At 68.9% G+C, this 14,575-nt stretch carries 12 protein-coding genes; 4 read left to right on the forward strand and 8 right to left on the reverse strand.

Annotated elements, in window-relative coordinates; translation table 11 throughout:
* Positions 1–31: 31 nt before the first annotated feature.
* The 6 genes from GJV26_RS04120 to GJV26_RS04145 form a co-directional block, all read right to left on the reverse strand.
* Positions 32–1,618 carry a bifunctional 3-(3-hydroxy-phenyl)propionate/3-hydroxycinnamic acid hydroxylase gene (locus GJV26_RS04120; RefSeq protein ID WP_155707713.1) on the reverse strand — a complete coding sequence of 529 codons (1,587 nt, stop codon included), beginning with the start codon at positions 1,616–1,618 and terminating at the stop codon, positions 32–34.
* Positions 1,615–2,481, reverse strand: a complete 867-nt coding sequence (locus GJV26_RS04125; protein WP_155707714.1) for a fumarylacetoacetate hydrolase family protein — start codon at positions 2,479–2,481, stop codon at positions 1,615–1,617. The genes GJV26_RS04120 and GJV26_RS04125 overlap by 4 nt, the downstream gene beginning before the upstream one ends.
* Before the next feature lie 24 nt (positions 2,482–2,505).
* Entirely contained in the window at positions 2,506–3,423 is a 918-nt protein-coding gene (locus tag GJV26_RS04130) for a VOC family protein (RefSeq protein WP_155707715.1), read from the reverse strand.
* 11 nt (positions 3,424–3,434) lie between these two features.
* A complete protein-coding gene (locus tag GJV26_RS04135) occupies positions 3,435–4,520 on the reverse strand; it encodes an amidohydrolase family protein (protein WP_155707716.1) in 1,086 nt (361 codons plus the stop codon).
* Complete coding sequence (locus GJV26_RS04140) at positions 4,517–4,942, reverse strand: GlcG/HbpS family heme-binding protein (protein WP_155707717.1); 426 nt, start codon at positions 4,940–4,942, stop codon at positions 4,517–4,519. Before GJV26_RS04140 ends, GJV26_RS04135 begins: the two co-directional genes overlap by 4 nt.
* A 69-nt stretch (positions 4,943–5,011) precedes the next feature.
* Positions 5,012–6,172 (reverse strand): MFS transporter, encoded by a 1,161-nt coding sequence (locus tag GJV26_RS04145; RefSeq protein ID WP_155707718.1) that lies wholly within the window; start codon positions 6,170–6,172, stop codon positions 5,012–5,014.
* Positions 6,173–6,463: 291 nt separating this feature from the next.
* On the opposite strand from GJV26_RS04145, the gene GJV26_RS04150 reads away from it, so the two are divergent.
* The 3 genes from GJV26_RS04150 (at position 6,464) to GJV26_RS04160 (ending at position 10,771) form a co-directional block, all read left to right on the forward strand.
* Positions 6,464–8,791, forward strand: coding sequence for a TonB-dependent receptor (locus tag GJV26_RS04150; RefSeq protein WP_155707719.1), 2,328 nt, complete (start codon positions 6,464–6,466; stop codon positions 8,789–8,791).
* Between the two features lie 215 nt (positions 8,792–9,006).
* Positions 9,007–9,633, forward strand: a complete 627-nt coding sequence (locus GJV26_RS04155) for an NADPH-dependent F420 reductase (protein WP_155707720.1) — start codon at positions 9,007–9,009, stop codon at positions 9,631–9,633.
* Between the two features lie 157 nt (positions 9,634–9,790).
* Complete coding sequence (locus GJV26_RS04160) at positions 9,791–10,771, forward strand: aldo/keto reductase (protein ID WP_155707721.1); 981 nt, start codon at positions 9,791–9,793, stop codon at positions 10,769–10,771.
* A gap of 6 nt (positions 10,772–10,777) precedes the next feature.
* On the opposite strand, the gene GJV26_RS04165 is transcribed toward GJV26_RS04160, so the two are convergent.
* A complete protein-coding gene (locus GJV26_RS04165) occupies positions 10,778–12,538 on the reverse strand; it encodes an FAD-dependent oxidoreductase (protein ID WP_229419166.1) in 1,761 nt (586 codons plus the stop codon).
* A gap of 141 nt (positions 12,539–12,679) precedes the next feature.
* Here GJV26_RS04165 and GJV26_RS04170 point away from each other — a divergent pair, with 141 nt between their 5' ends.
* Positions 12,680–13,609, forward strand: coding sequence for a LysR family transcriptional regulator (locus tag GJV26_RS04170; protein WP_155707722.1), 930 nt, complete (start codon positions 12,680–12,682; stop codon positions 13,607–13,609).
* Between the two features lie 96 nt (positions 13,610–13,705).
* On the opposite strand, the gene GJV26_RS04175 is transcribed toward GJV26_RS04170, so the two are convergent.
* Positions 13,706–14,452: an SDR family oxidoreductase gene (locus GJV26_RS04175; RefSeq protein ID WP_155707723.1), complete on the reverse strand. Its 747-nt coding sequence runs from the start codon at positions 14,450–14,452 to the stop codon at positions 13,706–13,708.
* Positions 14,453–14,575: the final 123 nt, after the last annotated feature.

Here is a 14,575-nt window from a genome sequence, read left to right on the forward strand (position 1 = left end):
GGCTCTTGTTGCAGCCGCTTATTTCAGCCGCTTATTTCAACTTGTACGTCAGCGCCGCCACCAGCGCGAACAGGCTTGCACCGTCGCCGGCCACGCCGTACACGTAGTGATCCGGGCGCACCACCGCGGCGCGCACGCCGTGCCGCGCCAGCCAGCCGGCCACCACGCCATCGAGCTCGCCCGTCTGCATGCGGTGCGGGCCGCTGGTGAAACTTTCTTCTCCTGCCGGCAGCGAAACGAGCATGCCGAGGCCCGCCGCCGCCGGCAGCAGCCCGGCCGGCAGCTGGTCAATCGGAAGGTCGGTGACGACGCGCCAGCCGGTGCCGGCGATATCGTCGAGCAGCGCGGCGCCGGCCGGGCCTTGCACGCGCGGCTGCGGGAACAGCTTGCCGGTGCCGGCATTGGCGTTTTCCCCATCCAGCAGGCCCGTGGACAGCGGCGGGATGATGTCCTGGCGCGCCTGGGTCCTGACCTGGCCGCCGGCCGCGTCGAGCAGCGCGGCGTCCCGTGCCCGAGCCTTCGCCACGTCGCGCTCGCAGATCACGCCGCCGATTTCCTTGATGCGCGTGGTCAGCTGGCGCACGTGCTCGCGGCGCTCGGCCGCGTAGGTATCCAACAGCGCCTCGCCCGCTTCGGCACCGGCTTCTCCTCCGAGAACGGCGCGCAGCTTCCACGCCAGGTTGGCCACGTCGCGCACGCCCTGGCACATGCCCTGCCCCAGGAACGGCGGCTGCTGGTGCGCCGCATCGCCGGCGATGAATGCGCGCCCGCGCCGCCACTCCTTCGCCACCAGCGCGTGGAAGCGGTAGCTGGCCTGGCGCCACAGCGTGGCGTCGTCGCGGCCGATCCACCGTTGCAGCACGCTCCACGCGCCCTCTTCCGTCGCCATGTGGGCCGGGTCCTCGCCCGGCAGCAGCGAGATTTCCCAGCGGCGGTGGTTGCCCGGCCCGATCACGTAGGTGCACGGCCGGGCCGGTTCGCAGAACTGCACGCTGGTCGCCGGCAGTTTCGCCAGGCCGCGCTCGTTGACCTGCACATCCACCACCAGCCAGGGTTCGTCGAACTGCAGGTCTTCCAGCGCGATGCCGAGCGCCTCGCGTACCGCGCTGGAAGCACCGTCGCAGCCGATCGCGTAGCGGGCCCGCACCTTGCTGCGCGCCCCGTCGCCATCTTCCAGGAACAGCGTGACGGTGTCGTCATCCTGTTCCAGGCCGGTAAAACGCAGGCCCAGCTTCACATCGACCGTGGGCAGCGCCCGCACGTGCCGGCGCAATGCCGCTTCCACCGGCGGCTGGGTGAACACCATCGATGGCGTATGGCCCAGCGGGTACGGCGGTTCCACCGTGGCGAGCCGCTTGATCAGCTGGCCGTCCACACCGTAGTACTCGGATGGCGTGAACGGTTCGCAGAACGGCGCGATGGCATCGGCCAGCCCGAGGTTCTGGAACACCCGCATGATTTCATGGTCCAGCGCGATGGCGCGCGGCTTCGGGTAGACCTCGTCCGTGCGGTCGATCACCAGCGTGCGCAGGCCGGCCTGGCCCAGCAGCGCGGCAGCCACCGCGCCGGAGGGCCCGAAGCCGACGATCGCCACGTCGTATTCGGAATGGATTGTCATGCTTCGTCGCGGATCGTGTTGACCAGCAGGCCCACGCCTTCGATCTCGACTTCGATCGTGTCGCCATCCTTCATCCACACCGGCGGCACGCGGGACTGGCCCACGCCGGCCGGCGTGCCCATCGCGATCACGTCGCCCGGTTCCAGCGTCACGCATTCGGACAGCAGGGCAATGGTTTCGGCCACGTCCCAGATCATGTCCTTCGTGTTGGCATCCTGCATGACCTGGCCGTTCAGGCGCGACTGGATGCGCAGGCCGGCACCGCCCGGCGGCAGCTCGTCGGCGGAAACCAGCACAGGGCCGAACGCGCCGGTGCGGTCGAAGTTCTTGCCGATGGTCCATTGCGGCGTGCGTTTCTGGTAATCGCGCACGGAGATGTCGTTGAAGGCGGCGTAGCCGAACACGTAATCGAGCGCGTCTTCCTTGCTGACATGGCGGCCGCGCTTGCCGATGACGACAGCCAGTTCCGCCTCGTAGTCCAGTTTTTCGGACACGCGCGGGCGTTCGGCGGCTTCGCCATGCGCCAGCAGCGACGTGGTCGAGCGCAGGAAGAACCACGGATAGACTGGCTTGTCGCGGCCGCTTTCGGCGGCGTGGTCGTAGTAGTTCAGGCCCAGGCACACGGTCTTGCCCGGCTCCGGTACCACCGGCGCCAGCGTCGCACCGGCCAGCGCCAGGCGGTCGGCCGGGCCGGCCAGTTCGATGGCGCGGCGCGCCGCGGCCAGCAGGTCGATCCCGGATTGCAGCGCCTTGCGCGCGTCAAACGGCACGTCGGGCACCAGGCGGTTCAGGTCGATGATGCTGTCGCCGTCGACGACGGCCAGGCGGGCTTCGTGATTGTTGCTGTAGCTGACGAATTTCATGGGTTCTCCTGTTGCTTGGCTAGGTTATGCGGTGATATCGGTAAAACGGATTTTTTTCTGCGCCGCCTTGATGCGGTCCGACGGCGGCTTCGACACGCCCCACTGGTCGAACCGGCCCGGCGGCCAGGTCCAGTCGGCCGGCGCGCCGACCCGATAGCTGTCGTCGACCTGCTGCACGTCGGCCGTGTATTCGATGACGAAATCGTCCGGCCCCACGAAGTACGCGAAGACGTTGTTGCCGGGGCCGTGGCGGCCCACGCCCCACTCGATCGGCCAGCCGGCATCGCTCATGCGGCCGGCGCCGCGCATCACCGCGTCCAGGTCCGGCATCACGAAGGCGATGTGGTTCAGCGTGTTCGCATCGGCATCGGCCAGCGCGATGCTGTGGTGGTCGCTATTGCAACGCATGAAGGCCATGATTCGGGTTCGGTCGGACAGGCGGAAGCCCAGCGCTTCCTCGAAGAAGCGTTGCGCCACGGCCACGTCGGCGCTGTTGAAGACGGCGTGCGTGATTCGTACGGGTGCGTCAGGCACGGGAGCGTCGCGCCGCGCATCCGTCACGGCATGGCGTTCGTCGCCGTGCACGAAGCGCAGGATGCGGCCTTGCGGATCGGCGATGACGACGGCATTGCCGCCGCCCGGCTCGTCGAGCGGCGCCGGGCCGGAGAGCAGCGCGCCGCCCGCTGCCGGCGTGCGGGCGGCGATCGTGTCCAGGTCGGCCGCCGTGGCCACGCTGAAGGTCAGGTTGCGCACGTCCGGCTGCGCGCCGCGGTGCAGCGACAGGATGTGGTGGAAGCTGCCGGTGCCGCGCAGGTAGGCGGCATCGGCCGTGCGTGCCACGGTTTCAAGGTGCCAGGTGCCGGTATAGAACCGCTCCGCCGCGTCGAGGTCGGTGACGCCGATCGCGATGCTGCGCAACTGGCCGGCTGGTGAGGAAGACATGCGGATACTCCTTATGGATTCGAACTGGGCGCGATATCGGGCGCAATATCTTGCGTAATACCGGGTGCAATATCGAGCGCAAGAAAGCGCGCCGCGTTGCCGGTGACAAGTTTTTCGCGCGTGGACGGATCGGCCACGGCAGCCTCGATGCTGGCCACCGGCCGCGGATCGTGGAACGCGAACGGATAATCGGTGCCGATCATCAGCGCATCGGCGCCGAAGCGCTGCAGCAGCACGTTCAGCGTGGGGGAATCGAACACCAGCGTGTCGTAGAACAGGCGGCGCGCCTGCTCGGACGGGCTGGTGGGCATGGTGTCGGCCAGGGCCGGGAACACCTTGCGGGCCTGCTCCAGCCGCGGCAGCAGCATCGCCAGCGTGCCGCCGCCGTGGCTGAACGCGATGCGCAGGCCGGGGTGGCGCTCGATCAGGTTCGATGTCAGCACCGAAGCCGCCGCCAGCCCCACCTCGGAGGGATAACCCAGCGCCTGCAGCAGGTTCGACGGGCCGATCAGGCGGTCGGTGCCGGCAGGCTTCAGCGCATGGACGAACACCGCCACGCCCTTTTCTTCGCATGCGGCGAAGAACGGCGCGAACTCGGGCGCACCGGGCGGGCGGCCGTTGATGTTGCTGCCGATTTCGATGGCGCGAAAGCCCAGCTGGCCGGTGAGGTACTCCAGTTCGGCCAGCGCCAGGTCCATGTCCTGCAGCGGCACCGCGCCCATGCCGACGAGGCGCCCGCCGGACAGCTCGACGGCGGCCGCGACCTGGTCGTTCACGTAGCGCAGCAGCTGCGCCGCGGCGGCTGGCGCCATCCAGTAGGACAGCAGTTCCGGCATCGGCGACAGCGCCTGGCGCGACAGACCCATCTCGTCCATGTCGGCGATGCGGCGGCTCGGGCTCCAGGCTTTTTCCGACACGGTGCGGTACACCTTCCCCGAGATCATCACGTGGCGGTGGCAGGCATGGGCCGGCGCCATCGACGGCCAGTCGGCCGGCAGCGCACTGCCCAGGTAGTGCGGAAAGTCGTGCGGGATGAAGTGCGCGTGCACGTCGATGCCGCAGGTGCAGCCCTGGGACTGACGAGCACCGCGCATCATGCCGTCGCCAGTCCCGCGGCGGCGGCACCGGCGGCGCAGATCGCCTCGTCGTCCTCGCCCTTGCCGCCGCTGGCGCCCACGGCGCCGATGACGATGCCGTCACGCAGCACGGGCACCGAGCCGGCCTGGGGAATGAACTTGCCCTGGCCGGTCGCCGCCAGCGCGTTGAAGAAGGCGGGATTGCCCTGCGCGCGCCCGTGCAGCACGCTGCCGGCCGCACCCATGCCGGCGGCCGCCCAGGCCTTGCCGAGCGCGATATCGGCACGCAGCATGCTGGCGCCATCCTCGCGCTGCAGCGCGACGGGATGGCCGGCCGCATCGAGCACCACCACCGCCACCGGCGGCATGTTGCGGCTGCGCGCATCGGCCAGCGCGGCATGCAGGATTGCGTTGGCCTCGGCCAGGGTCAGGGGGTGGTTCATGATTACTCCAGTAAAAAATTAATCGACTACGCGAATCGGATACGTGCAACGGCCTGCCGCAAACGGCACCTAAACGGCTGCCGCAGCAGGTGCGCCGGCCTTGCGGGCCACCAGCGCGAAGCACAGCGTGGCGCACGCGCCGACGGCGATGGCCAGCGCGGCCAGCCCGCCGAAGCCGGCGTGCATGACGACCGTGCCGGCCAGCGCCGGGCCGATCGCCGAGCCGGTCATCATCATGGCCGGCGTGGCGGCCAGCGCGCGGCCGCTCGGGTCGAGCCGGGCGATCAGGCCGAACAGGAACGTGTGCATGAAGATCAGCACGGCCGGGTAGACGCAGCCCGCCACCGCGTACTGCGGATAGCCGGTGGAAAGGCAAACCATGACGGCCAGCGCGGCCTGCAGCGGCGCCGCCACCAGCGCCACGCGCACCGGATTCAGGCGCTTGTCCAGGAAGCCGGCAACGGCAGCGGGCAGCAGGTTCACCAGGCCGACCACCAGCAACAGCTGATTCACGGCGTCCTGGCCGAAGCCGCGCATGATGCCGATCCGGTCCAGCATGCTGAAGACCAGCGCCTGGTTCAGCGCCATCGCGGTGACGCCGAAGATGGCGCACCACGCCGCGCGGGACAGCCGGCCATGCGACACCTGCTCGCGCCCTGCCGTGGCAATGTCCGGGAAGGCCAGCGCGGCCACGGCCGCCACGGCCATCAGGCCGGCCAGAACCTTGAACAACATCGCGCCGCCGTGCGCGGCAATCGCCGGCGGCACCGCGCCATAGAACACCACCGCGCCCACGCCCAGCGCGGTACCGGCCAGCGCGAACATCCGGTGCGGGTTGGCGCTGCGGCCGATGGTGCCGTGCGTGACCGACAGCGCGGTACCGGCGGCGAGGCCGGCCACCGCGTGCAGCAGCACCAGGATGCCGAATTGCGTTGTGAATCCGGCACAGAGGAATGCCAGCGCGGCGATGCCGTAACCGCCGACGACACAGGCCGTGCGGGGCAGCCTGCCGAAGCGTGGCGCGGCGACGAGGCTGGCGACGACGGCGCCGGCCAGGAACGCGGTCACGGTGATGCCTGCCTGTTCGAGGCCGAACCCGTAGTGTTGTACCAGTGCGCCGACCCACACGGGCAGCGCGACCAGGTCGACCATGCCGACGAAATGGCACAGCATCAGGATGCCGCGGCCGCGCCAGGTCTCCGGCACGCCCCCTTGGACGAGGTTCTGCATGGTTGTCTCCGTATTGTTTTGTGTATTTGTAACGGCAACGATAGCAGCGGCCCCGGCGAAACCGAACGCCGGAGTTTCGATACGACGTATCAGGATTCTCGATCGTTCGGGGGGCCAGCCATCACTTCCGGCCGGCGATAGCTGGTATCAGGATTTACGGCTTCTGGCGGCCGAAACGCCGAACCTATACTCGGCTTCAATCGACCGGGGCTGGCCGGCCCCGGGTCCGGGACAGCAACAGCGTCGCAGATAGCTAGCCGGCACAGATCCGGCACATACCCAGGAGACAAGATGCGCACCAATCACTACCAGCGGCCATTCGGCCGTCTGACCATTCTCGCCATGAGCCTCGCGGCCATCCACCCAGCCCATGCCCAGGAGGCAGCGGCCACGGCCGCCGCCGCGGAGCCCGCACCGGCGGTCGCCGCCGCCTCGAAGCGGGAAACCGGCATCGAAACCGTCGTCGTCACGGCCCAGAAGCGCACGCAGAACATCAAGGAGGTGCCGCTGGCGATCACCGTCGTCAATGCCGCGCAGCTCGAACGCGCCGGCGTGAAGGATATCGGCGACCTGGCCAAGACGGCCGCCGCGCTGGAATTCGGCGACCAGAGTTCCACCAGCGGCCCGGGCGGCAGCGCATCGATCCGCGGTATCGGCACCGCCGTGATGACCACGTCGGCCGAGGGTTCGGTCGGCGTGGTGGTCGATGGCGTGCCGCAGGGCTCCACCGCCAGCGGCCTGATGCTCGACCTGGCGCGGGTGGAAGTGCTGCGCGGGCCGCAGGGCACGCTGTTCGGCAAGAACGCCTCGGCCGGTGTGCTCAACATGTCGACCCAGGCGCCGATGATCGGCGAAACCGGCGGCAACGTACAGCTCGAGTACAAGGGTACCTACGGCGCGGCCGTGCGCTCCACCGTCAACCTGCCCATCAACGACATCTCGGCGCTGCGCGTTTCCGGCCTGGTCGAACGTAACGAAGGCGTGTACCACAACGTCTACAACGACAAGGACAGCGTGACCGACAACGCGGGTATCCGCCTGCGTTACCTGCTGCGGCCGAACAGCGATCTTTCCATCAACCTGATCGGCGAGGCATCGAACAGCCGCGGCGAATACGCCACCTTCTTCGCGCCGGCGATCGCGAACGTCACCAACACGGCGGGCAACCACCGGCCGCTGGCCGAATTCGCCGCCTGCGGCGTGACGGTCTCGCGCACCAACAACCAGATATGCAGCGACGGCGAGGAACTCTCGCGCAGCCAGGTGCGCGGCCTTTCCGGACAGGTGGACTGGACCCTCGGCAACGGATCGACGCTGACCTCCATTACCGCGTACCGCAAGCGCAGCGTGGGCCCGAACTCGAGCGCCATCGACATGTCGGTCGGCTACGACAAGATCCGCAACCTGACGCCGGACCAGGAGTCGAAGCAGTTTTCGCAGGAGCTGCGCATCGCTTCGCCGAGCGGCCGGCAACTGGAGTACGTGGCGGGCGTGTTCTACGCCGACTCGGAGATCGACAAGCAGACCATCACGACGATCATGCCCAATCCCGCGCTGCCCGCTTCCGTGCCACGCTCGATCGTCACCGACACGACCGAGCATGCGCAGATGACGACGAAGGCGCTGTTCGGCCAGGCCACGTGGCGCTTCACGCCGGCCACCAGCCTGATCGCCGGCCTGCGCTTTACCCGGGATGCGGTATCGGCCGATTATCTCCAGGCCAGCGCGGTGAACTTCGCCGCTTTCAGCGTACCGACCACGGTCAAGACCGCCAGCGGCGATACGCATGAGACCAACGTTTCCGGCAAGGTGGGCCTGCAGCATACGCTGTCGAAGCAGGCCAACGTGTATGCGACGCTGAGCCGCGGCTACAAGGGTCCGCAGATCGACAACGACTCGCCCGTCAGTGCCGCGACCGTTGCCGGTGCGTACACGGGCAAGCTGGTGAACCCGGAACTGCCGACCAGCGTGGAACTGGGCACCAAGCTGTCGCTGCTGGACCGCAAGCTCGACCTCGACCTGGCCGTGTTCCACACGAAGATCAAGGATTTCCAGGAACAGAACTGCACGCTGACGTCGGTGGGCGCGTTGAGCTGCATCCCGCTGAACGTGCCGGAAGTGACCAGCAAGGGCTTCGAGGCCGACCTGCGCGCGCGCCCGCTGCCGCAGCTGCAGCTGGGCCTGTCGATGGCCGTGATCCTCGATACCGCCTACCCGGCCGGCTTCATCTTCGACGGCGGCGACGTGGGCGGCCGGCGGCTGCTGTATTCGCCGAAGCAGAAGGTCACGGCGTCGGCCGACTACGGCTGGGACCTGCCGAACGATTACGAGCTGCGCGCCGGCGCCGACCTGGTCTACAAAAGCCGCGTGCGCTACTGCAATTCGGTCGACGACAACTGCAGCTTCGGCGGCCACACGATCCCGTCGCTGCGCCTGGTACTGAACGCGCCGGACAACAAGTGGAGCGCACAGCTGTATGCGCGCAACCTGGGCGACAAGCGCGTGCCGAACGCGATCATCTATCCGCTGCCGGGCAAGGGCGCCGGTTCCGGCTTCGCGTACAGCCTGGGCGAGAACTCGTTCCGGCGCGTGGGCGTGACGGTGGATTACCGGTTCTGACCGGCGCGGGCAGGGCCGGCTGCGGCCGGCCCTGCCGAATCCCCGACTTCCGGTTTACGCATGACAGGTCATGCGGCCGATCGCGGCGAGCGCGTGATTGTCACCAATTTGGGAATAGTGCGTGTCCTCGATTCGCGTTTATCACCTCCCCCGTTTTCCCTAGACTGGTTACATCAGCGCAGGCAACGCGCTTCAACCAGAGCAGGGAGAACAGCATGTCCACGATCACCACCAACGACAACATCGACACCGTCGGCATCATCGGCGCCGGCGCCATCGGCCAGGCATTCGCGAAGCAGCTGGTCAACGCCGGCATCGATGTCATCCTCAGCAACAGCCGCGGCCCGGACTCGCTCGCCGGCGTCGTGGACGCGCTGGGGCCGCGGGCGCGGGCCGGCACGCCATGGCAGGCGGCGCAGGCCGGCCTCGTGTTCGTCAGCGTGAACTGGTCGCGCCTTGAGCAGGCGCTGGCGGGCATCGACTGGACGGACCGTATCGTGATCGATGCCAACAACCCCGTGCTGCTGCCGGGCTACCGCCTGGCGGAACTGGGCGGCCGCAATTCCAGCCAGGTGTTTGCCAGCCTGGTGCCGGGCGCGCGTGTCGTGAAAGCATTCAACACGCTGCTGGCCGGCGTACTGGCCGGCGACCCGCGGCAGGCCGGCGGGAAACGCGTGGTGTTCCAGTCCGGCGACGACCGCGAAGCGAAAGCCGTCGTGGGTGGCCTCATCGAACGCCTGGGCTTTGCCGGCATCGACCTGGGCGGCCTGGAGGTGGGTGGCGCGCTGCAGCAGTTCCCCGGCGGCGTGCTGCCGGCCGTCAATCTCGTCAAGTTGGGCTGAGCCCGCGCCGCCAGGAGCATGACAGGAACACGATGTTCCCGGTGTCCCGGCCGGCACGTAACGGCAGCAAGATCGCGACAGCCGGAGCAACGGCGCGACAGACGGCCGCGCCGCGCTGCCCGATGATGGGTTTCATCGACACAGGAAGGAGACTGCGATGAAACACCGCACCATCGCCGGCATGCCGGTTTCCGCGCTGGGCCTGGGCTGCATGGGCATGTCCGAATTCTACGGCGCGACCGACGAGGCGCAATCGCTGCGCACGCTGGAGGCCGCATTCGACGCCGGCGTGACGCTGTTCGACACGGCCGAATCGTACGGCAACGGCGACAACGAGCGCCTGCTGGGCCGCTTCCTGGCCGGCGGCCGCCGCGGCGTGCGCATCGCCACCAAGTTCGGCATCGTGCGCGAACCGGGCAAGTACGAGCGGCGCATCGACAATTCGCCGGCGTACATCCGCCGGGCGGTCGACGGTTCGCTGGCGCGCCTCGGCATCGACACGATCGACCTGTACTACGTGCACCGCGTCGACCCGCGAGCACCGCTGGAAGACACCATCGGCACGCTGGCCGACCTGGTACGTGCGGGCAAGGTGCGTGCCATCGGACTGTGCGAAGTGGCGCCCGCCACGCTGCGCCGCGCCGCCGCCATGCACCCGGTCGCCGCCGTGCAGAGCGAATATTCGCTGTGGACCCGCGATCCCGAGGAAGGCATGCTTGCTGCGTGCGCGGAGCTCGGCACCGCGTTCTGCGCCTACAGCCCGCTGGGCCGCGGTTTCCTGACCGGCAAATTCGACGGCGCCACGCCGCTGGCACCGGATGACTTCCGCGGCTTCAACCCGCGCTTCACGGGGGACAACCTGCAGGCCAACCTGCGCATCGCCGCCACGGTGCGGGCCCTGGCGGCCGGCAAGGGCTGTACGCCGGCGCAGCTGGCGCTGGCCTGGCTGCTGGCCCAGGGCGGGCACGTGATCCCGATCCCCGGCACCAAGCGCGAGAGCTACCTGCGCGAGAACCTGGGCGCCGTGGACGTGACGCTGACGGCGGCGGAAGCGGCGGCGATCGGCGCCGCGCTGCCGCCCGGCATCGCGGCGGGCCAGCGCTACAGCGACGAAGGCATGAAGGGCCTGAACGCGTAGGGCCCGTCACCTGGCGGCCGGCAGGCTGGCCAGGTAGCCGTGGATCTGCGATACCACCTGCGCGCCCTCGCCCACGCCGGCGGCCACCCGCTTGGTCGATCCGGCGCGCACGTCGCCGATCGCGAACACGCCCGGCACGCTCGTTTCCAGGGCGGCGCGTTCGGCCGCACCGTTTTCTCCGGCGCGGCATGGCGCCGCCGCCACGGCGGCACCGGTGCGGATGAACCCCTGCGCATCGACTTCCACGCCGCAGTCGCCCAGCCAGTCCGTGTTGGGGTCGGCGCCGATGAACAGGAACACGCGCGTCGCATCGCAGTTTTTCTCGCCGAGCGTGCGGTTGTTGCGCCAGCGGACCTGCTTGAGGCCTTCGTCGTCGCCTTCCAGCGCCACGATTTCCGTATGCGGATGCAGTTCGATGTTGGGCGTGGCGCGGATGCGCTCGATCAGGTACGTGGACATGGTGGCCTTCAGGCCGTCGCCCCGGATCACCATGTGCACCCTGGCGGCGTGGGCGGACAGGAACACGGCGGCCTGCCCGGCCGAATTGCCGCCGCCAACGAGGATCACCTCGGCGCCGGCACACAGGTTGGCCTCGATGCGCGAGGCCCAGTAATAGATGCCGCGTCCCTCGAATTGCCGGATGTTGGCCAGCGACGGCCGCCGGTAGCGCGCCCCGCAGGACAGCACCACGGTGCGCCCGCGCACGCGCTGGCCGTCGGCCAGTTCGATGGCCAGCGGCGGCGCATCGCACACGAGCCGCGCCGCCACCATCGGGATGCCCACTTCGACGCCGAACTTCATCGCCTGCACGTAGGCCCGGCCGGCCAGGGCGCCGCCCGAGATCCCGGTGGGAAAGCCCAGGTAGTTCTCGATGCGCGCACTGGCGGCGGCCTGGCCGCCATATGCGCGCGCCTCCAGCGCCAGCACCGACAGGCCCTCGGAGCCGGCATACACCGCCGTGGCCAGGCCGGCGGGCCCGGCGCCCACCACGATCACATCCCATACCTTGTCGGGCGGAAGTTCCGGCAGCATGCCCAGGCAGCGCCCCATCTCGGCATGGGACGGGTTCTTCAGCACGCTGCCATCCGGGCAGACGACCAGCGGCCAGTCGTCCGCACCCGGCCGGTAGTGTTCGCACAGGGCCAGCGTGCCCTCGTCCTGTGCGGGATCGAGCACCGTGTGCGGGTGGCCGTTGGCAGTAAGGAAGCTCTGCAGCTGGAACAGGTTTGGATGGCCCGCCGGGCCCACGAGCACGGGGCCGCCCGAGCCCACTTCGATCAGGTTCACCCGGCGCAGGATCAGCGCGCGCACGATGCGCTCGCCCAGCTCCGCCTCCGCGATCACCAGCGCGCGCAGCTGGTCGGCGGGAATGACGAGCGCCTCGACCGTGCCCACGGCCGTCACGTTCACCAGCGACGGCCGCCCCGCCAGCTGCGACACCTCGGCGGTGAACTCGCCCGGCCCGTGCTCGACGATGAGGGACGAGTTGCCCAGGCCATCGTAGCGGTGCACCGCCATGCGGCCCGCCAGCACCAGCACCATGCCGAAGGTGGTGTAGCCCGCTTCGAGGATGCGCACGCCGTTGTCATAGGTGCGCACGGTGCCGAAACGCCGCAGCCGCCTCGTTTCCTGTTCCGTGAGCACCGGGAAGATCTGGTGGCGCCGCTGCTCGATCGACGGCGCGATCGCCGGCACCTGCTCGTCGGGGCTTGCTTCGGGAATGAAGCGGGGACTGTTCGTGAACTCGTTGGCCATGGTGTTTTGCATTCGGTGAACTGCATCGGATGAAAATTCGGGTGCCACCAGTGTAGCGGATGCCCGCGCCCTTTTCAGCGTTGTCAGCGCGGCCGTTCCCGACCATAATCGCATTCATTTCACCAGGACCACACCAGGGCCACGTTCGCATCGATGGATAACCTCACCGCCGTCCGCACCTTCCTTCGCGTGGTGGAAACGGGCAGCTTCGCCCGCGCCGCCGACTCGCTGCAGCTGCCGCGCAACAGCGTGACCAAGCTGGTGCAGCAGCTGGAAGCGCACCTGCGCATCAAGCTGCTCAACCGCACCACGCGGCGGGTGTCCCCGACCAGCGACGGCACGGCCTACTACGAGCGCATGGCGCGGCTGGTGGGGGAATGGGACGAGGTGGAGGACGAACTGGCGCGCGCCCGCAGCCACCCGCGCGGGCGCCTGCGGGTCGACATGGGCACCACGATCGCCTCGCTGCTGCTGATCCCGTCGCTGGCGCGGTTCCACGCCCGCTACCCGGATGTGCAGCTCGACATCGGCGCCAGCGACCGGCCCGTGGACCTGGTGGGCGAACGGGTCGACTGCGTGATCCGCGCCGGCACGGTCACGGATCCTTCGCTGGTCGCGCGCCACCTGGGCAGCCTGCCGCAGGCCGCCTGCGCCAGCCCGGACTACCTGGCCGCGCACGGCGTGCCCGCGCATCCTTCCGACCTGGAAGGCGGGCACACGCTGATCCGCTACGTGTTCGCCGGATCGAACCGGGCGCAGCCCGTGGTGCTGTCGCGGGGCGACGCCACCGTGGAGGTGAAGGGGCGCTACTTCGTGTCCGTCAACGAAAGCGGCGCCCTGCTGTCGGCCGCGCTGGCCGGGCTGGGCGTGATGCATGCGCCCGCGTTCATTTCCGGCCGCCATGTCGACAGCGGCGCGCTGGTGCGCGTGCTGGACGGGTGGCGCGCGCCGGACGTGCCGATCCACCTGGTCTACCCGGCCAACCGGCACCTGAGCGCGCGCGTGCGGGTATTCGCCGACTGGATGATCGAGCTGTTCCGCGAAAGCCCCTACACGCTGCCGCCCGGCCCGCCGCGGGGCTGAACTTCCTTCAGCCGCTCGACCACCAGAGCCCCGCCGGGGCGGACGGAAATGCGGGATCGCCCGCCGCGGCACCCAGCCGACAGTCACCGGCAAGGCTTACCAGGGCTGGCTGGTGGGCATGATGAACATTTCGGCCAGGTCCACGCGGCCCGGCGCCTGCAGCGCGTAGACGATCGAATCGCCGATGTCTTCGGCCTTCAGGAACGTCATCTGTTTCTTCAGGCTTTCCATCTGGCTGCGGTAGCCGTCATCGGTGATGTGCTCGAAAAGCTCGCTCTCGACGGCGCCCGGCTGCACGCACGTGACGCGGATATCGTGTTTCGGCGCCACTTCCATGCGCAGGATGTCGGTGAACGCGGCCACCGCGTGCTTGGTGGCGCAGTAGACGCCCAGGCCAGGGAACGTCTTGCGGCCGGCGATCGACGACGTGGTCACGATGTGGCCCGACTTGTTCTCCTTCAGGATCGGCAGCGCGGCGGCCACCGTGTTGAACAGGCCCTTGATGTTGACGTCCACCATGCGGTGCCATTCATCCACCTTCAGGCTGGCGATGTCAGAGATCGGCATCAGGCCGGCGTTGGCGAACACGATGTCGATCGTGCCGTACCTGGCGGCCAGCTCCCGCACGCCCCGCTCCACCGCGGCCAGGTCGGTCACGTCCATTTCGATGGCCAGCGCCTCGCCGCCCGCGTGCCGGATTTCGGCAGCCAGTCCGTGCAGGCGGTCAAGGCGGCGCGCGGCCAGCCCCACTTTCACGCCGGCCGCGGCCAGCTTCTTCGCGGTGGCGGCGCCGATGCCGCTCGATGCGCCGGTAACGAGTGCCACTTTGTCCTTGAGTTCCATGATGAGCCCTTTCGTGTCGATTGAAAGATTCCGGCCGAAGCGTGCGGGGGAACAAACGCGTCGGCACGGGACACATGATGGAACCGCGCGCCCGCGCCGTCTGGCGGGAACTTGCGTGCGCTG

It is taken from the genome of Pseudoduganella dura (assembly GCF_009727155.1).
GTDB classification, from domain to species: domain Bacteria; phylum Pseudomonadota; class Gammaproteobacteria; order Burkholderiales; family Burkholderiaceae_D; genus Rugamonas; species Rugamonas dura.

Bases quoted from the DNA above. Each gene is read 5' to 3' on its own strand.
- GJV26_RS04150 (WP_155707719.1), top strand. From the start codon at position 6,464: ATGCGCACCAATCACTACCAGCGGCCATTCGGCCGTCTGACCATTCTC.
- GJV26_RS04175 (WP_155707723.1), bottom strand. From the start codon at position 14,452: ATGGAACTCAAGGACAAAGTGGCACTCGTTACCGGCGCATCGAGCGGC.
- GJV26_RS04155 (WP_155707720.1), top strand. From the start codon at position 9,007: ATGTCCACGATCACCACCAACGACAACATCGACACCGTCGGCATCATC.
- GJV26_RS04130 (WP_155707715.1), bottom strand. From the start codon at position 3,423: ATGTCTTCCTCACCAGCCGGCCAGTTGCGCAGCATCGCGATCGGCGTC.
- GJV26_RS04170 (WP_155707722.1), top strand. From the start codon at position 12,680: ATGGATAACCTCACCGCCGTCCGCACCTTCCTTCGCGTGGTGGAAACG.
- GJV26_RS04135 (WP_155707716.1), bottom strand. From the start codon at position 4,520: ATGATGCGCGGTGCTCGTCAGTCCCAGGGCTGCACCTGCGGCATCGAC.
- GJV26_RS04120 (WP_155707713.1), bottom strand. From the start codon at position 1,618: ATGACAATCCATTCCGAATACGACGTGGCGATCGTCGGCTTCGGGCCC.
- GJV26_RS04165 (WP_229419166.1), bottom strand. From the start codon at position 12,538: ATGCAAAACACCATGGCCAACGAGTTCACGAACAGTCCCCGCTTCATT.
- GJV26_RS04160 (WP_155707721.1), top strand. From the start codon at position 9,791: ATGAAACACCGCACCATCGCCGGCATGCCGGTTTCCGCGCTGGGCCTG.
- GJV26_RS04140 (WP_155707717.1), bottom strand. From the start codon at position 4,942: ATGAACCACCCCCTGACCCTGGCCGAGGCCAACGCAATCCTGCATGCC.
- GJV26_RS04125 (WP_155707714.1), bottom strand. From the start codon at position 2,481: ATGAAATTCGTCAGCTACAGCAACAATCACGAAGCCCGCCTGGCCGTC.
- GJV26_RS04145 (WP_155707718.1), bottom strand. From the start codon at position 6,172: ATGCAGAACCTCGTCCAAGGGGGCGTGCCGGAGACCTGGCGCGGCCGC.